At 47.4% G+C, this 11,906-nt stretch carries 12 protein-coding genes and 2 pseudogenes; 7 read left to right on the top strand and 7 right to left on the bottom strand.

Translation table 11 applies throughout. The features are described from left to right. The 4 genes and pseudogenes from BUA44_RS14920 to BUA44_RS14905 form a co-directional block, all read left to right on the top strand. Positions 1 to 930: pseudogene (locus BUA44_RS14920) on the top strand (carbamoyl phosphate synthase large subunit); the annotation flags it as partial. Positions 931 to 1,131: 201 nt separating this feature from the next. Then, a complete protein-coding gene (locus BUA44_RS15470) occupies positions 1,132 to 1,767 on the top strand; it encodes a hypothetical protein (protein ID WP_143152035.1) in 636 nt (211 codons plus the stop codon). 3 nt (positions 1,768 to 1,770) lie between these two features. Further along, on the top strand, positions 1,771 to 2,934 hold the full coding sequence (locus BUA44_RS15465) for a hypothetical protein (RefSeq protein WP_143152034.1): 1,164 nt from the start codon (positions 1,771 to 1,773) through the stop codon (positions 2,932 to 2,934). 494 nt (positions 2,935 to 3,428) lie between these two features. After that, entirely contained in the window at positions 3,429 to 4,064 is a 636-nt protein-coding gene (locus BUA44_RS14905; RefSeq protein WP_255370586.1) for a hypothetical protein, read from the top strand. Between the two features lie 320 nt (positions 4,065 to 4,384). Here BUA44_RS14905 and BUA44_RS14900 read toward each other — a convergent pair whose 3' ends face one another. Beyond that, on the bottom strand, positions 4,385 to 4,660 hold the full coding sequence (locus BUA44_RS14900) for a helix-turn-helix domain-containing protein (RefSeq protein ID WP_072813650.1): 276 nt from the start codon (positions 4,658 to 4,660) through the stop codon (positions 4,385 to 4,387). Between the two features lie 245 nt (positions 4,661 to 4,905). Between BUA44_RS14900 and BUA44_RS14895 the strand changes: the two genes are divergently transcribed. Together BUA44_RS14895 and BUA44_RS14890 are read left to right on the top strand one after the other, a co-directional pair. After that, positions 4,906 to 5,430: a hypothetical protein gene (locus BUA44_RS14895; RefSeq protein ID WP_072813648.1), complete on the top strand. Its 525-nt coding sequence runs from the start codon at positions 4,906 to 4,908 to the stop codon at positions 5,428 to 5,430. Next, positions 5,427 to 6,350 carry an FISUMP domain-containing protein gene (locus tag BUA44_RS14890; protein WP_072813647.1) on the top strand — a complete coding sequence of 308 codons (924 nt, stop codon included), beginning with the start codon at positions 5,427 to 5,429 and terminating at the stop codon, positions 6,348 to 6,350. Before BUA44_RS14895 ends, BUA44_RS14890 begins: the two co-directional genes overlap by 4 nt. 25 nt (positions 6,351 to 6,375) lie before the next feature. Here the strand turns inward: BUA44_RS14890 and BUA44_RS14885 are convergent, their stop codons facing one another. The 6 genes from BUA44_RS14885 to BUA44_RS14860 form a co-directional block, all read right to left on the bottom strand. Beyond that, positions 6,376 to 7,053 carry a DUF3800 domain-containing protein gene (locus BUA44_RS14885; RefSeq protein WP_072813644.1) on the bottom strand — a complete coding sequence of 226 codons (678 nt, stop codon included), beginning with the start codon at positions 7,051 to 7,053 and terminating at the stop codon, positions 6,376 to 6,378. A 497-nt stretch (positions 7,054 to 7,550) separates the two neighbouring features. Continuing rightward, complete coding sequence (locus BUA44_RS14880) at positions 7,551 to 8,519, bottom strand: alcohol dehydrogenase catalytic domain-containing protein (protein ID WP_072813642.1); 969 nt, start codon at positions 8,517 to 8,519, stop codon at positions 7,551 to 7,553. 7 nt (positions 8,520 to 8,526) lie between these two features. Further along, a complete protein-coding gene (gene acgM / locus BUA44_RS14875; RefSeq protein WP_072813640.1) occupies positions 8,527 to 9,576 on the bottom strand; it encodes a radical SAM/SPASM domain protein, ACGX system in 1,050 nt (349 codons plus the stop codon). A 3-nt stretch (positions 9,577 to 9,579) separates the two neighbouring features. After that, complete coding sequence (panB, locus tag BUA44_RS14870; RefSeq protein ID WP_072813638.1) at positions 9,580 to 10,401, bottom strand: 3-methyl-2-oxobutanoate hydroxymethyltransferase; 822 nt, start codon at positions 10,399 to 10,401, stop codon at positions 9,580 to 9,582. Between the two features lie 7 nt (positions 10,402 to 10,408). Continuing rightward, positions 10,409 to 10,612: a hypothetical protein gene (locus tag BUA44_RS14865; RefSeq protein WP_072813636.1), complete on the bottom strand. Its 204-nt coding sequence runs from the start codon at positions 10,610 to 10,612 to the stop codon at positions 10,409 to 10,411. A gap of 42 nt (positions 10,613 to 10,654) precedes the next feature. Continuing rightward, on the bottom strand, positions 10,655 to 11,098 hold the full coding sequence (locus BUA44_RS14860; protein ID WP_072813633.1) for a MarR family transcriptional regulator: 444 nt from the start codon (positions 11,096 to 11,098) through the stop codon (positions 10,655 to 10,657). A 608-nt stretch (positions 11,099 to 11,706) separates the two neighbouring features. On the opposite strand from BUA44_RS14860, the pseudogene BUA44_RS16180 reads away from it, so the two are divergent. Continuing rightward, positions 11,707 to 11,906: pseudogene (locus tag BUA44_RS16180) on the top strand (hypothetical protein); the annotation flags it as partial.

Raw genomic sequence — 11,906 nt, 5'->3', positions numbered from 1 at the left:
GAACACGTCTACATCCCGTCCGTGATGGAACACGTGGAACTTGCCGGTGTCCACTCCGGTGACTCCGCCTGCATCATCCCGCCGGTGACCATCACCAAGGAAAACCTCGCGACCATCAAGGATTACACCAGGAAGATTGCCGAAGCCCTCCACGTTTGCGGCCTCATGAACATGCAGTACGCTATCGAAGACGGCAAGGTGTTCGTGCTCGAAGCAAACCCGCGTGCAAGCCGCACGGTGCCTCTGGTCTCCAAGGTCTGTAACACGCAGATGGCCCGCCTTGCTACGCGCCTCATGCTCGGTGCCAAGCTCGAAGACCTCAAGCTCAAGGACAAGAAGTTCAAGCACCACGGCGCCAAGGAAGCTGTGTTCCCGTTCGACAAGTTCCCGAAGGTGGACCCGGTGCTCGGCCCCGAAATGCGCTCCACCGGCGAAGTTCTCGGCCTCTCCGACGACTACGCCCTCGCTTACTACAAGAGTCAGGAAGCCGCAGGTTCCTTCCTCCCGAACGAAGGTGCCGTGCTGATTAGCCTTTCTGACAAGGTTAACTTGTCTGAACAGGCGATTGAAATCGGCAAGGAATTCCAGAAGCTCGGCTTCAAGATCTACGCTACCGAAGGCACCGCCAAGTTCTACGAGAAGGCCGGCGTCAAGTGCGAAGTGGTGAACAAGATCGCCGAAGGCCGCCCGAATGTTCTCGACATCATCCTGAACAAGCAGGTGAACCTCATCATCAACACGCCGTGGGCAAAGCGCGACGCCATCAAGGACGAAAGCGCCATCCGCAAGGCCGCCATCAAGTACAAGGTTCCTTACATCACGACCCTCGCCGGTGCCTACAACACCGTCAAGGGCATCGCCGCCGCAAGGAACGGACATGGAGCTGTGAAGAGCCTTCAGGAATATCACGCAAGCATCGAAGAGGTGTAATCTCATGCGTGTCATCCTGGAGCATCCGTAAGGACGCGATAGGATCCAAAAACTTTAAAGACCGTAGCAATAAAATGCTGCGGTCTTTTTATGTATATTAAGGAAATTTATTCTATATAATGATGAATGATAGACGGAAAAAATCTATATTCCGATTAGAGCTAAATTGTTCCATAGTGGTAGACAGAGTAAAATCAGAATATGAAATATTGCAAATTTTTGCCTTATATTGGATTTACGATAGTAATGATTTTTTCTATAGGCTGTATGCCTGCGGAATATGAAAGTCGTTACAGTTCGAACAATAGCTTTGATATTGATAGAATTAGTATAGTTGCTGAAGATAGTTTTTTGTTAGGCTTTATAAAGAAACAGAATTGGTTTGATTCTATTGGAATTGAAAATTATAAACCGTTTTCTGACACTTTAAATAAAATAAATGATGCTTCTGCAGCCAAAAAGATTTATCCTCGAATAGAACCTGTTGGTAATTCTGTTCAGCCTATGAGTTTTGAAATAAATTTTATGTACACTTATTGGAATCATATTAATTCCCTTTTTTTAGATTTTTATGGGTGTGATACTTATGATTGCAGTAATGTTGATAAAATCGTTTTGAGAAGTTCCGATTATTCGTACTCCGAGGTTTTTGATGTGGATGATTTCTCTATAACACAATCGAAAAAGAAGTTTTCTCGTTCTGCAGAAGGCGAAGATTGTGAATATACCGACAATCATCTTTTTTACTTTACCATAAAAACAAAAAATGTTGATGTCGAAATGAATGTGCAAATTGGTTCTTCTGAATGTCGAATTTGTTATGAGTTTTGCGGGTAGCACATGTTTCGTGTAATAGTTTTGATGTTTTTTGTTTTTCTCATTGTTGGTTGTGGTGAGGAAAACGATTACAGTGTAAATAGAGTTGATTCCTATGATTTAAGTGCCCCACATTCTATAAAAAACAGATCCCTTTCTGGTTATGTTTTTATTCCTCGAGAATTTTCTATTGATTCTGTTATTTTAAACGAATTAGACAGTAATTTAAATAAAATTCAAGGAAGCCACTATAAAGGAATTGTAAATGGTTTGGAATATACATTTCATATAACAGATTTTAAATCTCCTTATGTGATTATAGAGTTACATTTGCAATTTTCTCATTCGGATTCAGTAGTGTCTAAAATAACTTTTTTAACATTGTCGAATATTTCGTTGACACTTCATCCCCGCTTATCAATAGAAAGCCATCTAGAAAGTGAAAGAGTGAAAATGTTATATGAAGATGGTTATCCATTTCATGCGGCCAAACGAAAGTCGGCTATAGAATTGGCTCGAATTTTAGGAACCTATTATGGGGCGTATACTGAAGACGATTCCTTGTATATTTATAGTCCTATGCATCCATACTATATTTCTTATGATGATTTTTATAAAAGTGCGGGTAATTATTTTCCATATGTGATGCTTGGTTTTTTAATTCAAGATTCGTTGTTTAAGCAGAATGTTGATTTCTTTATAAATTATTTTTCAAAGAATGGCCGGTGGTTTGATTCTGACAAAGCTCTTCTCAGTGCTGATTATTGTGCATCAAATCGAGATTCTATTGTCCAATGGGTTCTGAAACGGCAAAAAAATTGGATGAGTAGTTGGTATTATTCTCAGCGTGATTTGAATGAATTTATGTCCAATTTGTTAGAAATTGTTTATGGTTTTCCAGAATGTAAATCCGGATTATATGGTGATCCGAACAGTGCTTCTCAAAATGTTCGCATGGTAAACGAAAATGTTGCGTCCATCCATTATGGAGATTCGCTTGTCTGTGATCATTCGGAGTCAACGCTCCGCATTTGGCGATTGCCCTATGATAGCTTGGAAAGGAAGTTTGGCTTTTGTACTTACGCAGAAAAAGCTGAGAAAACCATTGTCATGACAGAGGACTCTCTTTACTATGAATGTCGGCATAACGATACCGATCGAGGTTGGTTTCCTACGAAAAAACCTTAACATTCATTTTGAGTCTTCGTTCATTTTCAAATCTGAAAATGAGGAATGGACTAGTTTACAATTGCACGAATGCAAATCGTTGCACTCGCAGGGTGTGTTGCAATCTGTTCCGTTATGCAGTAAATCATAGAAATGGCAAGTAAATACCGTTTGTGCGAATTCGGGCGGGCGTAGGCTTGCCCTTTTTGCGTTAGGGATAGTGACCCCTTGGGGCGAAGACTTGCGGGCTGTCCCTGTCCGATATTCTTGGGAGCAAGGCTTCGTTTTATGAGGTTGGGCGGGAACGGAGTGAACCGGGCAACCCATAAAATATAGCCCGACCGCACATATATGTGCGGGAACGCCCAAAAGAAGAATGTCCCGTACCGTGCCTTTGGTCTCCAAGGTTTGTAACACGCCTGTGAGCCGTAGGCGACTCGTCGTAACGAGTCGTCGGAGGCGAGAGTGGAGCGTAAGCGGAACGGTCTGTAAGTGCCCGCCTCGCTACCCGCCTCATGCTCGGTGCGAAGCTCGAAGACCTCAAGCTCAAGGACAAGAAGTTCAACCACCACGGCGCCAAGGAAGCTGTGTTCCCGTTCGACAAGTTCCCGAAGGTGGACCCGGTTCTCGGCCCCGAAATGCGCTCCACTGGCGAAGTTCTCGGCCTCTCCGACGACTACGCCCTCGCTTACTACAAGAGCCAGGAAGCCGCAGGTTCCTTCCTTCCGTCCGAAGGCGCTGTGCTCATCAGCCTTTCTGACAAGGTGAACCTCTCCGAACAGGCGATTGAAATCGGTAAGGAATTCCAGAAACTCGGCTTCAAGATTTACGCTACCGAAGGTACCGCCAAGTTCTACGAAGCCGCCGGTGTCAAGTGCGAAGTGGTGAACAAGATTGCTGAAGGTCGCCCGAACGTTCTCGATATCATCCTGAACAAGCAGGTGAACCTCATCATCAACACGCCGTGGGCAAAGCGCGACGCCATCAAGGACGAAAGCGCTATCCGCAAGGCCGCCATCAAGTACAAGGTTCCGTACATCACGACCCTCGCCGGTGCCTACAACACCGTGAAGGGCATCGCCGCTGCAAGGAACGGCCACGGCGCCGTGAAGAGCCTGCAAGAGTACCACGCGAGCATTGAAGAAATCTAGTCGGTAGGATGTCATTCCCGGCTTGACCGGGAATCTCCTGTCATCCTGAGCGGAACGCCGTAAGGTGTGAAGTCGAAGGATCCAGAACATTAAAGACCGTAGCAATAGAATGCTGCGGTCTTTTTTGTGTATATAGGGGAAAGCCTTCCCCTGGTTCGCACTCTGTTGCTCACCACCCTCTCTGGCGGGCGCTCATACGCCGCACTGGAGCCTGCCCCGGACTCGTTCTGGGGCAACGCCCGGGCTTACCCCGCCCACCCGCCCTAAAATGCAAAATACCTCAACTGTTACGTTGAGGTATTTTATTAAATCGAGAATATTTATTTTCTTAATTTCGAATTTTTAGTCTTTTTACCTTGATTGTGCTCTATTTGATGTAAGTCTAGTAATTCGGAAAGATTTATATCCAATCCGTTTGCAATTTCAATAAGCGTTATGAGCCGAGGGTTTCTAGAGCCGTTTATAGCACGGGTAATGGTTGATTTAGTAAGACCATTTTCGTAGGCGAACTTTTCAATAGTTGCATAGCCCGCATCCAGTATCTTTTGGCGGATGTTTTCGCGAATGTGCTTTATGGTCACTTCGGGGTCTAGCATGATTTACAAAGCTAGCGAATAGACTATGTAGAATAGTTGCCGTATGGCAACTGACTTTCTATTGAACCTTTGATTTTTTTCAGATTAGCCTCGACTAGCGGTTGCCGTTTGGCTTCTTCATTCTTCGTTTTAATCACAAATAGGAAAAAAATTTGATTGTTTGGTAATTTTTAGGTTGCCAATTGGCAACCTTATTTGTAAGTTTTTGGCTGAGTTGCCCTTCTCTTTAAAAGGAGATTCTGTTTATGTTGGCAAATAAATTAAAATCCAAACTAGAGAAAATGAGACTTCTAGAACTCCAGCTTTTCATCATTGAGTTCAACAGAGCATCCCAATTGGATAGATCCATTTCTAAAAATTCAAATGAGCCTAAATCAGGATTTCGCAAGGCCCTTGTAAAAACCTGCCTAGCCTTGATAAAAGAAATGGACGACAAAACATTGTCCAACGTCAAAATACGAAAGGGAATAAAAAATTTATCGGAGAAATACGGGGTGTCCTATGGACAGGCACAGAAGGTTATAAATGTTTGTTTGAAACAATACATGTTCCTCACGCAAAAATACGAATTTGCCACTGAACTAGATTGTCCCCTAGATTCAACAACAATGAAGGGGTGTCATATTTCTCATAATAAAATGTGCTCTGTTAAGGAGGATGACTATAAAAATTATCAGAATCTGTTTGAGAAACAATTCGCACTGAAAGTCTTAAAGGATGAGGAGTATGATAAACAGAGAATTAACAACTACGTTGGAGGTGAAATATGAAGATGTCAAATATAATTACTTGTGTCCTGATTATTTCGATTGGCTGCTTTGCTCAGTCGGAAACCGGCAAGGGGAATGAGGCGTTGCTTAAGGGAAAGCCGGGAATGATTACGTACGAGGGAAAAAACTATAAAACAGTCAAGATTGGAAAGCAAGTTTGGTTGGCTGAAAATTTGAATTATAAGAATTCCTCGAAATATGGGTCTAATATTTGTGCTGGTTGTGAAGATTTTGGACGCCTATATACTTGGAATTCAGCTATGGCGATACAACCGGAGGCGAAAGAAAATTATGATATGGAATCACGAACAGAGGGGAGGCCCATCTCAAAAAAACATCAAGGAATTTGCCCGACTGGGTGGCACATTCCAACGGTAACTGAATTGAAAGATTTGCTGGTTTTTGTTGAAGTTCAGATTTATAGGTATGCGGGAAAGTGGCAAGATTCAAATTTAGATTATCTTAAAAATGAAATAGAAGGACTCTTTTTCCCTTACGATGGAGGGCGAAGTCGATTTATTCTGGGTGTAATGAATAATTATGGGCTCGCGTTTATTGAACCAGAATTTTGGGCAGGCGATTTCGGAGAACATGTAAATTCTTTTGGCTTGAGCATTCGTTCTTCAGGAACAGGCAAGGATAGAGAACTTGATAAATGTGTTCCTGGACAAATACTAACAGATTTTAATACAGGGAAAAGTACATGCTGCAGTGAAGGCTGTGCTGGTGACCATTTTGCTATGTGGCTTGCGGATGAAAATACGTCTTGTCAGGACAAAGTGAAAAGAGGTCGCCATAGTTGTGAATATGAGCCTAAGGCGGCCCTGTTCACCTTTCAACAATATGCTGGTGATTTTTTGCTGGATGTTGATTGGAAGTACAAAAATTCATACGCATCAGTGAGATGTTTGAAGGACTAGACCAAAGAGATGCTTATGAAAAATTCTAAAATCGTTTCTTTTGTATTGGACCTAAGAAAGTCTTCCTTAGTTCTCGCTTACTGTGGAATATAAGTTGCTCTGATTTAGAAAGTTCTCCGCTTTCGCATTTTAGGCTGAGAAGCTGTAAGGTACAAATCAAGTCGGCAACTTGGAATAACTTATAATCCTTGGGCAGCACTTTCCGGAGTGTATAAGAGGATAGTTCCGTTGAAAGGATGTAATTCAAAATCCTGTTCAACTCATGTTGACCGTTGTCATAATAAAGGACAACATCCTCAAAACTTTGAAAGAATGCTAGATTTTGCCGGATGAACAGAGACATTTCGCGGGCCATTCGACCTTCCAAAGCCAAAGTCGTTTCGCCTTGTCGCTTTCCGAAGACGAAAGTCTTGTAGGAAATTGGGGATTTCAGAACGAAGAAAAACAGGCTTATAAAAAGAGACCTTCTTTTGTTTGGTGGCTCGTTGACGAAGATTTCTTCCCTGCGAATAAGCGGTGCTGTGTGAATGACAAAATCGTTGCCGAATCCAAGCGACTGGACCTTGGCGTTCAAAGCCTGAACATGGTTGGCTATATCTTTTGATTGGTCGTGGATGACGAGTGTCACGATGTAATATGGGGATTTTGAATCGTAAGGGCCGAAATCCCCACTCTCATCCACAAAAATACTCAGGCAACTCATCAAATTCTCCAAACAAAAATGGCGGACAGTTTGCCCGCCTAGTTAGGTTGAACCTGGGTCTTTCGACCAGCTCGCTAATAATATACATAATTTCCAATAGAAAGTCAATAGAGAAATGAACAAAAAAGCACTATTCTGCATGGCTCTGTCGGGTCAATCTGTACACCCAACCTCGGCTAGCAAAAAAGCCCTATTTCGTAAGCCCCTTCCAGGCTGTTTATTCGCTACAGAATTGCAGAATTTTGACTGTTTTGGTTCAGGAGACCGTCGCAGCAGGTTCGCAGCTATACGGTTTGGCCTAGCAGAGCCAAGAACCTTTTTTGCAGCGTTTTCGCAGTTTTGACCGAAAAGTACGGATTGGCTGGACAGAGCCGTTTTTTTTGGCTCCGTCGAGTCATCCCGTACATCAGCCCTCGGCTAGCAAAAAAGCCCTATTTCGTAAGCCCCTTCCAGGCTGTTTATTCGCTGCGTAACCGTAGTTTTTAGGCTGTTTTGGTTCAGGAGACCGTCACGACGATTTTTCCGTTGACCTTTCCGCTGTCAAGTGCAACGCAAGCTTCGCGTATGTCCTTAAATTCAAAGCGCGCCCCGATTTTCGGGGAGAGTTTCTTCTTCTCCATAAAATCAAAGATTTTGCGGATAGTCGATGCGTCGGGATAATTGGAGAAGAATCCGGTCAGGTAAACTCCGTTGGGAATGTCCTTGATGGGGTCGAATCCGTTCAGCGCAAAAACTCCGCCCAGTATTCCCGTGTTGCAAACGATGCCGCCCTTTTCTACGGCGCTCAGAGTGTCCAGCAGGTTGCGGCAACCCACCAGGTCCAGGGCCTTGGTGATTCCGTGAACTTTTCCCGAAAGAATCCCGTCGTCAAGGATAGCCTCGTCTGCGTCGCCTAGGAGCGAAAGTTTTGAATCGCGGTGGGTGGTGGCAACAACCTTGGCTCCAAGTGCTCGGGCGAGTTGTATGGCAGCGTATCCCAAGGCGCAGGTGGCCCCGCGAACAAGCAGGGTGTCGGTCGGCTTTAGTTGCAGGCATTCAAACAGCGAACCCCATGCGGTAAAGTATGTTTCGGGAACGGCGGCCAGTTCCGCCCAGTCCAGCGAAGATTCTACGGCAAATACATGATGCGCTGGGAGCAGGGCGTATTCCGCATAGCTGCCGTCAAAACTCCGGCCCATGCCGCCCATGAGGGCTGCGACCTTCTGGCCCCCCTTCAGTTGCGGGTAACGCCCGGCATCTTCGGGCAATATGCCAGCGACTTCACCAACGCATTCGATACCCGGAATAATGGGTTTTTGGATATAGTCGTTCTCGATTTCGAAAAGGCGCAACACCTGTTCGCTATGGTTCATGCCGAAGGCGCGAACACGCACCAGCACCCAGCCGGGCTTTACTTTCGGCCCAGGGACTTCGGACAAGGTTACCTTTTCGGCAGCGGTGACTGCATTCAATACGACAGCTTTCATTTTCTCCCTAGACCTTTTTCCAGCACTGCGGATCCGCGGCGTAGAAGTTTTCTTCGCTGGAACCGGCTGCCACGGCGGGGCAGCCCCTACAATAAGGCAGAAGTTCACAACGGGAACATTTTTCGAACTTGTCAAATTCGCGGAAGGATTCCATTTTTGTACCCAGCCACATGTCGGCCAGGCTGTCAACAAACACGTTGCCCACCTTGCTGTTCGCCACGCGGCGGCAGGCGTAAACGTCGCCCGTCGGCAAGATGGTGATGTGACAGTTGCCGCAGTTGCAGCCGCCGTAAATCATGCCGGGCCTAGCGTCAGACGGAATCTGGAAGCGTCCCTGTTCATATTCGAACAAGGTCCAAAGGTGGTCCTTGCGGTTGAAGTAGGTGACGCAGGAACTTTCCGCTTCGTAGCGTCTATAAATCGAATCGATTTCCGCCAAAAATTCCCGGTAGCGTTCCGGCGCGATATACCAGTCGCTTTTTTCGTCGCCTTTCCCCGAACCTGTAGGGACATACCGCGCAAAGGCGTAAACATCGACTCCTGCGGCAACCACATCATCGATGATGCCCGGAATTTCGTCGATGTTCGTGCCGCTAACAGTTGTCATGATGACACTCGTGATGCCGGCACCCTTGATGCAATCCACCTTTTCGAAAGTCGTCTTGAAACTGCCCGGTTTACGAAACCAGTCGTGCGTATTTTCGAGGCCGTCGATACTCATCTGGTACTTGTCGCATCCCAGTTCCCGCAGCCTTCCGCACACATCTTTATCCAGGTGGAACGGGTTTCCCATCAGCGTAAACGGTATGTCGCGGGATTTCATCAGCGAAAGCAAATCCCAGAATCGCGGATGTAGAATCGGGTCGCCGCCGGTAATGTAAAAATACGGGAGGCGCCCGAAGCGCGAGCAAAAATCCAAGCAGTTTTCGAACACGTGCTCCATCTGGTCGAAGTCCATCGAGACAAGGTCAGGGTGCCCCTCGGCAAAGATGTAGCAGTGCTTGCAACGCTGGTCGCAATCATCGGTGATATGCCACTGGAATGCGAAATAGTTCATACGCTAGTACGATTCCTGCTCGTTCGGGAAGTTTCCGGACTTTACGTCGGCGACATAGCGGCCCACGGCATCGGCCATGATGGTGCCCAGGTCGGCGTAATGCCGGACGAACTTCGGGAGTTTCTGCCTGGAAAGTCCCATCATGTCGGCGTAGACGAGAACCTGGCCGTCGCAACCGTTGCCCGCACCAATCCCGATGGTCGCGCACTTCACGTTCCGCGTCACCTCGCTTGCAAGCTTTGCGGGAATTTTTTCGAGCGTAATCCCGAAACAGCCCGCCTTGTCCATCGCAATGGCGTCGCTCATGAGCTTTTCCGCTTCGGCATCATCCTTCGCGCGTACCGCGTACGAACCGAACTTGTGAATGCTCTGCGGCGTAAGCCCCAGGTGCGCCATTACGGGAATCCCCGCGTCAATGATGCGTTTTACCGACTCCAGGATTTCCACGCCGCCTTCAATCTTCAGCGCGTCACAACCGCTTTCCTTCATGATGCGCACGGCATTCGCCACGGCGTCGCGGGCGCCGGTCTGGTAACTGCCAAAAGGCATGTCGCACACCACAAGGGCCCGCTTTACCGCATTCACCACGGAACGGGCGTGGTAAATCATCTGGTCCACCGTCATGGGGAGCGTCGTCATGTTGCCGACCATCACGTTCGATGCGGAATCCCCAATCAAGATGGAGTCTATCCCGGCGGCATCGACAATGGATGCCGTCGTGTAATCGTACGAGGTGAGCATCGAGATTTTCTCGCCGCTTTGCTTCATTTCGAAAAACCGACGGGTCGTCACCTTGCGCTCGTCGGTGGTTATGTAACCTGCCATTCCGCGATTACTTCTTCGAAGCTCCGCAAGCACTACCGCATGCGGCGGGCTTCTTTTCGGGTTCGGCAGGCTTTGCAGCACCGCAGGCGCTACCGCAGGCGGCAGGCTTCTTTTCGGGCTCGGCAGGCTTAGCTGCACCACAGGCGCTACCGCAAGAGGAACCGCCGGAAGAGAGTGTGTTGGTGGACCATTCAGCAATGTTAGAGAGCATGTTGACTCCTTGGTTGTGGGCTTGCGCCCGGTTGGTATAAAACTAGTTCTGGGCGTCTGCGGATTCCAGGTTCTTAAGGATCCGCTCTAAAAGGGCTTGCAAGGTTTCGATTTCTTTTTCCTTGAACCCCTCGAACAGGATTCCGTCCATTTGCGAGCATACGTCGTTGTAATCGTTTTCGAGGCTGTAGGCCTTGTCGGTAAGCCTTATGACAAGTTTTCGCCTGTCGTTTGGGTCTGTGAATCGGTGCAACAAGTCCACCGCTTCCATGCGGTCGAGCATTCCCGTGAGGGTCGCCATGGAAAGTCCCGTCTTGCGCGCGATTTCGCTGATAGGGACTCCGTCGTTTTTCCACAGGACATACAGGATGCGCCCCTGGGCGCCGTTGAAGGCGTCCACGTTCATCTCGGAGAGCTTGCGGTCCAGAATGCGGCTCTGGAGCTGCTTGATTTGCTGGAACAAAAAGCCACAATTGTAGTACTTCATGCTCCAAATATACTTCGTTAGCGTAATATTTGTCAAGAAAATAATTGAAAACAGGCGAGCTGTTTTGTATTTTAGGGCTGTGATCTTGAATACGGCTCCGTCGGGTCATCCCGTACACCCAACCTCGGCTAGCAAAAAAGCCTTATTTCGTAAGCCCCTTCCGGGCTGTTTATTCGCTACAGAATTGCAGAATTTTGACTGTTTTGGTTCAGGAGACCGTCGCAGCAGGTTCGCAGCTATACGGTTTGGCCTAGCAGAGCCAAGAACCTTTTTTGCAGCGTTTTCGCAGTTTTGACCGAAAAGTACGGATTGGCTGGACAGAGCCTTCTGCATTCGCGTTAGGGATAGTGACCCCTTGGGGCGAAGACTTGCGGGCAGTTCTTTCTTGATGTTTTCGGGAGCAAGGCTTCGTTTTAGGAGGCGAGTAACGAGCGAAGCGAAGGTGGTCGCCCCTAAAATATAGCCCGACCGCACATATATGTGCGGGAACGCCCAAATGATTAGGCAACGTTCTCCAGATTTACCACAAGGAAAAGCCTGCAAGCCGAGTGTCGCAAAAATATGCTTGCATATTTTTATGACCGAGGCGTAGCGGCGGACGCCGTAGGCGTCAAAAGCCGGCCGGCGTTATCGTGCAGTTCGGTGGCCAGACTCCGCTGAACATCGCCCGCGCCTTGAGCGATGAAGGCGTCAAGATTCTCGGTACGAGCATTGACTCCATCGATATCGCCGAAGACCGCGACCTGTTCCGCAAGATGATGGACCAGCTCGGCATCCCGATGCCGGAAAGCGGCATGGCCACGAACAT

The sequence above is a fragment of the Fibrobacter sp. UWR3 genome, from assembly GCF_900143055.1.
Lineage (GTDB): Bacteria > Fibrobacterota > Fibrobacteria > Fibrobacterales > Fibrobacteraceae > Fibrobacter.
Note: the sequence above shows the minus strand (reverse complement) of the source record. Positions and strands in the feature narration are given on the sequence as shown.

Bases quoted from the DNA above. Each gene is read 5' to 3' on its own strand.
- BUA44_RS15470 (WP_143152035.1), top strand. From the start codon at position 1,132: ATGAAATATTGCAAATTTTTGCCTTATATTGGATTTACGATAGTAATG.
- BUA44_RS15465 (WP_143152034.1), top strand. From the start codon at position 1,771: ATGTTTCGTGTAATAGTTTTGATGTTTTTTGTTTTTCTCATTGTTGGT.
- BUA44_RS14905 (WP_255370586.1), top strand. From the start codon at position 3,429: ATGCTCGGTGCGAAGCTCGAAGACCTCAAGCTCAAGGACAAGAAGTTC.
- BUA44_RS14900 (WP_072813650.1), bottom strand. From the start codon at position 4,660: ATGCTAGACCCCGAAGTGACCATAAAGCACATTCGCGAAAACATCCGC.
- BUA44_RS14895 (WP_072813648.1), top strand. From the start codon at position 4,906: ATGTTGGCAAATAAATTAAAATCCAAACTAGAGAAAATGAGACTTCTA.
- BUA44_RS14890 (WP_072813647.1), top strand. From the start codon at position 5,427: ATGAAGATGTCAAATATAATTACTTGTGTCCTGATTATTTCGATTGGC.
- BUA44_RS14885 (WP_072813644.1), bottom strand. From the start codon at position 7,053: ATGAGTTGCCTGAGTATTTTTGTGGATGAGAGTGGGGATTTCGGCCCT.
- BUA44_RS14880 (WP_072813642.1), bottom strand. From the start codon at position 8,519: ATGAAAGCTGTCGTATTGAATGCAGTCACCGCTGCCGAAAAGGTAACC.
- acgM (WP_072813640.1), bottom strand. From the start codon at position 9,576: ATGAACTATTTCGCATTCCAGTGGCATATCACCGATGATTGCGACCAG.
- panB (WP_072813638.1), bottom strand. From the start codon at position 10,401: ATGGCAGGTTACATAACCACCGACGAGCGCAAGGTGACGACCCGTCGG.
- BUA44_RS14865 (WP_072813636.1), bottom strand. From the start codon at position 10,612: ATGCTCTCTAACATTGCTGAATGGTCCACCAACACACTCTCTTCCGGC.
- BUA44_RS14860 (WP_072813633.1), bottom strand. From the start codon at position 11,098: ATGAAGTACTACAATTGTGGCTTTTTGTTCCAGCAAATCAAGCAGCTC.